This is a genomic window from Nocardia barduliensis, assembly GCF_013315795.1.
Taxonomy (GTDB): Bacteria; Actinomycetota; Actinomycetes; order Mycobacteriales; family Mycobacteriaceae; genus Nocardia; species Nocardia barduliensis.
Window position 1 is genome coordinate 1 of the sequence record NZ_JABLTE010000191.1, and the last position, 8,283, is coordinate 8,283.

Annotated in this window: 8 protein-coding genes; 3 read left to right on the top strand and 5 right to left on the bottom strand. The window is 70.3% G+C overall.

Going from position 1 to position 8,283, the window contains the following annotated elements:
- A partial coding sequence (locus tag HOV91_RS37715; RefSeq protein ID WP_174189983.1) for a protein kinase domain-containing protein occupies positions 1–2,019 on the top strand: 2,019 nt, incomplete at its 5' end.
- Complete coding sequence (locus HOV91_RS37720) at positions 2,016–2,732, top strand: cyclase family protein (protein WP_174189984.1); 717 nt, start codon at positions 2,016–2,018, stop codon at positions 2,730–2,732. The genes HOV91_RS37715 and HOV91_RS37720, both read left to right, overlap by 4 nt.
- Before the next feature lie 4 nt (positions 2,733–2,736).
- On the opposite strand, the gene hpt is transcribed toward HOV91_RS37720, so the two are convergent.
- From hpt to dacB, 4 genes are all read right to left on the bottom strand, one after another.
- Positions 2,737–3,291, bottom strand: a complete 555-nt coding sequence (gene hpt / locus HOV91_RS37725) for a hypoxanthine phosphoribosyltransferase (protein ID WP_159924535.1) — start codon at positions 3,289–3,291, stop codon at positions 2,737–2,739.
- A gap of 54 nt (positions 3,292–3,345) precedes the next feature.
- Positions 3,346–4,437, bottom strand: coding sequence for a tRNA lysidine(34) synthetase TilS (gene tilS, locus HOV91_RS37730; protein WP_174189985.1), 1,092 nt, complete (start codon positions 4,435–4,437; stop codon positions 3,346–3,348).
- Positions 4,438–4,500: 63 nt separating this feature from the next.
- Positions 4,501–5,610 (bottom strand): zinc-dependent metalloprotease, encoded by a 1,110-nt coding sequence (locus HOV91_RS37735; RefSeq protein ID WP_174189986.1) that lies wholly within the window; start codon positions 5,608–5,610, stop codon positions 4,501–4,503.
- A 13-nt stretch (positions 5,611–5,623) separates the two neighbouring features.
- On the bottom strand, positions 5,624–7,063 hold the full coding sequence (gene dacB, locus HOV91_RS37740; protein ID WP_174189988.1) for a D-alanyl-D-alanine carboxypeptidase/D-alanyl-D-alanine endopeptidase: 1,440 nt from the start codon (positions 7,061–7,063) through the stop codon (positions 5,624–5,626).
- 215 nt (positions 7,064–7,278) lie between these two features.
- On the opposite strand from dacB, the gene HOV91_RS37745 reads away from it, so the two are divergent.
- Entirely contained in the window at positions 7,279–7,770 is a 492-nt protein-coding gene (locus tag HOV91_RS37745) for an inorganic diphosphatase (protein WP_014348688.1), read from the top strand.
- A gap of 136 nt (positions 7,771–7,906) precedes the next feature.
- Here HOV91_RS37745 and HOV91_RS37750 read toward each other — a convergent pair whose 3' ends face one another.
- On the bottom strand, positions 7,907–8,149 hold the full coding sequence (locus HOV91_RS37750) for a hypothetical protein (RefSeq protein ID WP_174189987.1): 243 nt from the start codon (positions 8,147–8,149) through the stop codon (positions 7,907–7,909).
- Positions 8,150–8,283: the final 134 nt, after the last annotated feature.

Genomic DNA, 8,283 nt, shown 5'->3' on the forward strand with positions numbered 1-8,283 from the left:
ACCGTCACCACCGCACCACCCCGCCGAACTACGACCGGCCCGAACGACGACGCCACCATCGCCACCCCACCCCCTAACGGGACCACGAACCGCCCGAGCGACGACGCCACCATCGCCCAGCCCCGGCTTCCCGGCCTCGAACGAGCCTCCGTCGGCCGACGATCCACCGCGGACGACGCGACGGTCGCGGCGGCCCATGCCGCCCCCACCCGGGCAGGAACCGACGACACCACCCGCACCAGCCCGCACCGCCCAGGCCGCGACGGAGCGGCGATTCCCGACCGGGAGGCCGAGCCGTCCGCGAACTCCGGCGACGGCACCACGGTCCTCGCCCGTCCGGACGCGACGCTGATCGACTCGATCGATCCGGACGCCACCCTCCCAGGCCGGCCGGACCATGCCGACTCCTCGACCGGGCCGCCACCGCTCACCCCGGCGGCCCGGCCGGCCCCACTGCCGCGTCTGGTCTACATGCAGTACCTTCCCGGCGGCACCGCGGTCGGGGTCCTCGAGCAGCGCCGTCGCGGCCCGGTGACCGACGGCGGGGCGCTGCTGCTGCGCGCGGTGGACACCGCCATGGAGGCCAAGGGCGAGATCCGGCCATCGGATTCCAGCGTGCGCGCCGAGATCGCCCGGCTGAGTTGGCCAGAGACCGTGGCGTGGGTGGGCAGGCGGCTGGCCGACGCCCTGGACTACGCCGAGCACCACGGCGTGCTGCACCACGACATCAAACCGGCCAACGTCCTGTTCACCGCGGAGGGCATCCCGAAGCTCGCGGATTTCGCCCTCGGCGAGGCGGCGGCCCGCATCCCCGCGCCGCGCGATTCCGGCAGCACAGCGGCACTCACCTACCGCTCCCCGGAGCAGCTGGCGCACTATCTCGATTCCAGCGCGCCCGCCCCGGGCAACGCCAGCGACATCTACTCCCTCGGCGTGCTGCTGTGGGAGATGCTGACAGGTGTGAGTCCGTTCGACGAGCCGCCGCGCATCGAGGACGGCTCCGTGACCGAGACCTACGCGCGGATGCTCGCGGTGCGCCGTGGCGGCGTCTCGGCCGCGGCACTGTCGCGCCTGCCCGACGACACCCCCGCCGCACTGCGCCGGGTGCTGCTGGAGTGCCTGCACGCGGACCCGCGGCGCCGCTGGCACAGCGGTGCCGAACTCGCGGGACAACTCGATCTGTGCCTCGACACCCGCGCCCGCGACCTGGTCGATCCCCCGCCGGACAGCTTCGCCCACCGGGCCCGCGGCTGGCTGCTGCCGGTCGCCGCGCTGTGCGTCGGCGTCCCCAACGTGCTGGCCAGCTTCTACAACATCCAGCTGAACCAAGCGCTGATCATCGACCGGATGTCGGCGGCGGATCAGGAGAAATTCGCGGCGGTCGGATTGATCAACAATCTGGTCGCGTTTCCGGTCGCCGCGCTGCTGCTGCTGTTCATGACCCGGCGGCCGCTCACCATCGCGTTCCGTCTCAGCCGCGGCCGGGGGTACTCCGCGCGCACGCTGGCGAAGGCGCGCAGGGACACGCTGCTGATGGGCGATTGGGCGGTCTGGATACCGTTCGGCTTCTGGCTGGTCGCGGGCATCATCTGGCCGCTGGGGCTGGCCTCATCCGGTGTCGATCTACCGCGCGGCACCTTCCTGCATTTTTTCGCCGCGCAGGTGGTGTGCGCGGCGATCGCGCTGGCCTATCCGTTCTTCCCGATCATGGTCTACGCGGTGCGCTCGATCTATCCACAGCTGTTGGTGCGGGGTGGCATCGGCCGCGACGACGAAAGGCAATTGCGCGCGCTGGCCAAGCGCGGGAATTTCTATCTCGGTGTCGCGGCATCGGTTCCGCTGCTGGGCGTGGCGAGCGCGACCTTCGTCAACGCCGCCGACCTGGAGCTGGTGATCGTTCCGGTGCGCGTGCTGAGCGTGGGTGGCATCCTGGCATTCGTGCTGACCTATCGGCTGTTCCGGCTCCTGGAAGCAGATCTGCTCGCGCTGGCCCGAGCGATTCCGCAGCGCACTCGATGAGCACACCGAATCCGCTGGGACGGTTGGTGAATCTCGCGCACGTCCACGATCCGGTCACGACGCCGCTGTACCCGGACGATCCCGAGTTCCGCACCGACGTCGTCGCCACGATCGCCGACGACGGCTACTACTTGAGCTACATCCAGCAGGGCGAACACACCGGAACCCATTGGGGCGCACCGATCCATTTCCGCGCCGACGGGCTGGCCGCCGACGAACTGGAGCTGGACGACCTGCTGCTGCCCGCGGTGACCATCGATGTCCGGCAGCGTTGCGCGCGGGATCGCGACTACGCGATCACGGTCGGCGACCTGCGACGATGGGAGGCGGAGCACGGCCGGATCCCGGACGGCGCCGCGGTGATCGCCTGGACCGGCTGGGACGCCAAGTGGGGCACTCCGGAGTTCGCAGGCACGGGCGAATCGTCCGGCCGTCAGCCGGGTTTCGCGGTGGAGACGGTGGAATGGCTGCTGGGCACCGGCAGGCTAGGGCGCCGAGGCGCGCTCGGCATTGATACGTTCGGCCCGGATGTGGGTACCGACGAGACGTACGCGGTGTCCAAGCTGCTCTACGGCGAACACCGGATCAGCCTGGAGTGCTTGGCGAATCTGGCCGCGCTGCCCGCGACGGGCGCGTGGGTACTGGTGGGCGGAGCGCTCTACCGCGGCGGTTCCGGTTCCCCCGCAACGATTTTCGGCATCCTGCCCGGCTGACGCCTCAGCCGCCGTAGACCTTGGGGTCCAGGGTGCCGATGTAGGGCAGGTCGCGGTAGCGCTCCGCGTAGTCGAGGCCGTAGCCCACGACGAATTCGTTCGGGATGTCGAAGCCGACGTGCGCGACTTCCACCGGTGTGCGTAGCGCGTCGGGCTTGCGTAGGAGGGTGACCACCTCGAGCGAGGCCGGGTTGCGGGTGGACAGGTTCCGCTTGAGCCACGAGAGCGTGAGCCCGGAGTCGATGATGTCCTCGACGATCAGGACGTTGCGGCCCGCGATGTCCTTGTCCAGGTCCTTCATGATGCGCACCACGCCGGAGGACGAGGTCGACGATCCGTAGGACGAGACGGCCATGAACTCCATCTGGGTCGGGATCGGCAGTGCCTTGGCCAGGTCGGTCATGAAGAAGATGGCGCCCTTGAGCACGCCCACCAGCAGGAGATCGCCCTCGGGGGCCCCGGGGGGATACCGCTTGGCGATGAGTTCGGCCAGCTCCTGGGTCTTCGCGGCGATCTGTTCCTCGGTGATCAGCACCGACGCGATATCGTCCCCGTACACGTCAGCTGGATTCCCTTCCGTGGTGGTGAGCCCGTTGGGCCGGTTCGGTCCGCGTCATCGCCCGCGATGCCCGTCCTCACTCAGCCGCAGTGTCAGCCTGCCATGTTCGCGCCCGGCGACCAACCTGCAATCCGGCGTTCCTCCGCCGACCGCGACACCGCCCTGCCCGCGCCAAGCCGTCACCAGCTCGTCGACTGCTTGTAAATGCTTAGTGGTCAGCGCTTTCGCTCCCCGGTCGAGCAGCCATGCCCGAATTGCCCGTTTCCGCAGGGCCGCGGGCGCAGTGGCGAGGGTCTCGATCACCAACGCGTGCCCATCACTCGCGGTGTGCCGCAGTTCGGCGGCGAGCGCGTCCAGCACCGCGCCGTCCTCACGCAACTGCTCGGCCGTGCGCGCCAGCGCCGGGGCCACACCGCCGCCGAGGATCTGCTCCAGCAGTGGCAACGCCTCGGTCCGCAGCCGGACCCGGGTGAATTCCGGAGCCGCGTTGTGCGGGTCGTCGTGTGGTGAAACACCCAGGTCGGCGCACACCTCCCGGGTCGTTGCCCGGCGCACGCCGAGCAACGGCCGCCCCCACGGCTCGGCGCAGGGCGCCATCCCTTGGATCGAGCGTCCACCCGAGCCGCGCGCGAGCCCGAGCAGCACCGTTTCGGCCTGGTCGTCGAGCGTGTGCCCGAGCAGCACCGGCAGGCCATCGCGCGCCGAATCGAGCGCGGCGTAGCGCGCCCGGCGCGCGGCGGCTTCCACGCCGCCCTCCGTGCCGACCGCCACCGCGAGCACCCGCGCGGACCGGCAGCCCAAGGCGAGCGCCTGGGCGGCCGCCTCGGCCGCCACGGCGCCGGAACCGGGTTGCAACCGGTGATCGACCACCAGCGCGTGGACGACGTTCGTCTCCACCACCGCCGCGGCCGTGAGGGCCAGCGAATCCGCGCCACCGGACAGCGCGACCGCGACCGCCTGCTCCTCGTTCTCGCGCGGCCCGAAATCGGCCAGCCAGTCCCGGACGGCCCTGCGGACGGCGAGCACGGCAGCGGTCTCGGGCAGGCGCCGGACGGTCTCGACACCAGGCGCTCCCGGCCGCACGGAATTCGACGACCCGGCCTTCGATCCGAAGCGCCCGGGTGTCGTTCCTGGCGCACGCCCCATGAGCGCAGCCTACCGGCCGGCCTCGCTCGGCGGTCCGCCGCCGGGACCGAACGGCCTGATCACTCAGGCCAGCACGCGTTGGATCCAGCGCTGTGGCTGCTCGATCTCGTCGGGGCGCGGCAAAGTCTCGGCTTCGGTCCACACCGTGTTGAATCGCGCCGTCCCGACCGTGCCCACCACCTCGTCCACGAACTTCTTTCCGCGCACGTACTGGGCGACCTTCGCGTCCACGCCGAGCAGGGCGCGCAGGATGCGCTGCACCGGATTGGTCGGACGCTTGCGCCGCTGGTCGAACGCGGTACGGATCTGCTCGACCGACGGGACGACCGCGGGGCCGACCGCGTCCATGACGTGATCGGCGTGCCCCTCCAGCAGGGTGCCGAGCATGAGCAGACGGTCCAGCGCCTCGCGCTGCGGCGGCGCCTGCGTGGCGCGCAGCAGCCCGACCACACCGCGCGCGGCGGGATCGTCGGAGGCGGTGCCCCGGCGGCGGTCGCGCACCTCCTCCACCAGCCGGGCCAGCATGTCGCTCACCGGCTCGTCACCGACCTCGCCGAGCACCTCGACATTGGCGCGCATGTATTCGGCGAGCCAGGGCGCCGAGGAGAACTGCACCCGGTGGGTCACCTCGTGCAGACAGACCCAGAGCCGGAAGTCGCTGGCCGACACCCCGAGCGCGCGCTCGACCGCCACGATGTTCGGCGCGACCAGCAGCAGGGTGCCGTCCGCACCGGTGAACGGGTCGTATTGGCCGAGGATCGCGGTGGACAGGAAGGCCAGCATCGCGCCCGCCTGCACACCGGCGGGTTTGCCCGCCAGCAGCTTGCGTTCGACGGGCGCGCCACCGGTTCCGGTGAGCTGGGCCATCGAGTCGGCGGCGGCCGAGATCCACCCCGGCCGGTCGACAATCCTGGCCGCCGGCACCGGACGGTCGTCCAGCAACCCGCTGACCTCGCGCACCGGCGCCTCGGCTCGCACGGAGGAATCGGCGAGTTCGGCCACGACCTGCTCGGCCGAATAGCGCGACGTGCGCGGACCGGCGGGCGCGAGGGCCGAGCCGGTTCGCGCGGCCAGACGCCAATCGACCACGCCGGACAGACCCGAGCGGGCCTTGCGTCGCTCGGCCACGCCCGCGGAGCCGAATTCGGCTGTGTCGGAACCTTGCTGGGTCATGATCAACCACCCGTCACGTGCATCCACAGTTTCGCAGCGTGCCTGCGATCGCGTCCAACGCGGGCCTGCTCACCTCCGGCGGTCGATCGTTCGACATCAGAGCGAAGGTCAGCACCCGCCCATCGGCGTCCAGCACATACCCGACCAACGCGCTGGACACCGACAGAGTTCCGGTCTTGGCCCGCACCCACCCCGCGGCCTGACGGTCGCGGGCGACGTAGCGGCCGGTCAGCGAGCCGGTGGCGCCCGCGACCGGCAGCGCGTCGAGCATCGGAGCCAAGATGGCCGCGGTGCGGTCGTTCTCCGGCTTGGCCTTGGTACCGGCCGGTTGCACCGCCGTGGCGCCGGTGGGCTTGGCCGCGGTCGCCACGACCCGGTCGAGCAATCGCGCGGGAATCCGGTCGTCCACCGAAAGCCCACTGCTGTCGTGCATATCCAGGCCGGTCAGATCGAAACCTGCCGCGCTCAGCGCCGTGCGCATCGCGGCGACCCCGCCCGCGAAGGATGCCGGGCCGCCGGTCGCGGCGGCGAGCTCGCGCCCGATCGCCTCGGCGAGCACGTTGTCGGAGTACACCATCATGTCGCGCAGCCGGTCACGCAGCGGCGCCGACCGCACCGAGGCGACCTCGGCCGCGCCCGCGGGCGCGACGCCCGCCCGTACCCGCGCCGGGTCGAGCCCCAAATCGACGGCCAGTCGACGGCCCGCGTCCAGTGCGGGCGTGGCGGTACGCGGCGAGTACTCGACAAGCGGTTGCAAGCGGCCGCCGTCGATCATCACCGGCTCGATCGGGGCGATGGAACCCTCGGGGATGTCGATCGGGTCCCAGCCCTGCGCCATGGTCGGGCCGGTGTAGAAGGAGGTGTCGACCACGATCGTGTCCACTTGGCGGCCCGCTGTCTTGATCTGATCGACCAGGTCCGACAGGCGCGGCCCGTTCGGGTAGTACCCCTTGCCGTCCGGCTGCGCGGTCAGCGTCGGATCGCCGCCACCGACCAGCACCAGTTCGTTCGGCGCCGCACCGGCGACCACCTTCGTCGTCGCCCGATGCTCGGCGGGCAGCGTGAGCAGGGCGGCCGCCGTGGTGAGGATCTTCGCGGTGGACGAAGGGATCATCGGCCGGTTCGCGTCACCGCTCCACACCACCATCGCGCTGTCGGCGTCGGTCACCTGCCCTGCGAACGCACCGAGGTCCGGATTGCCGATCACCGGCGCAAGCGCGGCGGCGATCCCGGCGGGACTCGGCGCCGAACCGGCCGACCGGGCCGGACCGACCCGAGGCGACGGCTCGACCGGCGCGGGTGCGGCGGCGATGGTCAGCCCCCCGTGCCGGAATTCGTCGGTCCACGGCCGCACCGTGACCAGCGCGACCACGGCGACGGCGAGCAGCACGATCAGCGTGGTCGATATCCAGATCCATCTGTTGCGGCGCCGCCGGGCGGCCAGCCCACCGATGTTCTCGTTGCCACCAAACACGTCGCCGCCGCTCTCCTGACCGATTCCCGCAGCAGCCGCCTGCCGCACCCATGTCCCCGCCGACCACACTATCCTCGTTGCGCAAACGTTCCCCTGAGCAACCTGGCGAGTCGGCGCACTCCGCAGCGACCGAGTCGGCAGTCGCCGAAAGAAGCCGAGTCGCCGGCTCGGCACCGACGCACGAAGGAGATGGCGTGGAGTTCGACGTCACGATCGAGATCCCCAAGGGTTCCCGGAACAAGTACGAGGTCGATCACGAGACCGGCCGGGTCCGGCTCGACCGCTTCCTGTACACGTCCATGGTCTACCCCGCCGACTACGGCTACATCGAGAACACCCTCGGTGAGGACGGTGACCCGCTGGACGCGCTGGTCCTGCTGCCCGACTCGGTGTTCCCGGGTGTGATCGTGGAGGCCCGGCCGGTCGCGATGTACAAGATGACCGACGAGGCGGGCGGCGACGACAAGGTCCTGTGTGTGCCCGCGGGCGACCCGCGCTGGGATCACATCCAGGACCTGAAGGACGTCCCGGAGTTCGAACTGGCCGCGATCAAGCACTTCTTCGAGCGCTACAAGGATCTCGAGCCCGGCAAGTACGTGAAGGGCTCGGAGTGGGTCGGTCGCGCCGAGGCCGAAGCCGAAGTGGAGGCGTCCATTCAGCGCCTGAAGGACCAGGGCGGACACTGAAAGTTCGCAGACACGGCAAAAGCGGGGAGTCCGATGCGAACGGACTCCCCGCTTTGTCGTATGAACTGAAATCGAAATTGTGGCGGGCGAAAAGGGACACCCGGATGCCGGATGCCCCTTCTCTGTGACAGGTGGCTCAGTAGTAGATGTAAAGGTCCCAGCCGTCCCAGGTCTCGATGCATTCCCAGTAGTAGCCGCCGGTGCTGGGCGACTCGCCGTCGGCGCGGCAGGCGTTCAGCGTGGCGTAGGTGCCGACGTAGGTGCCGCTGTAGGCGACGTCCTGGTAAACCGGCGCGGCCGAGGCCGAAGCGGCCGTCGACACCCCGGCGACGGCAGCGGTGGCCAGCAGACCAGCGACGAGGAAGGACTTGATACGCATTGGTTTTGCTCCTGAATGCGAGGCGAAATTTCTGACGTCCCAAACGATATGGACGATCCGCGCCTCGCACAGCCACCCCTAGGGTGAGCGCGACGCAACCCTGAGGCGAATCACCTTGCCCACCCTCGATACCC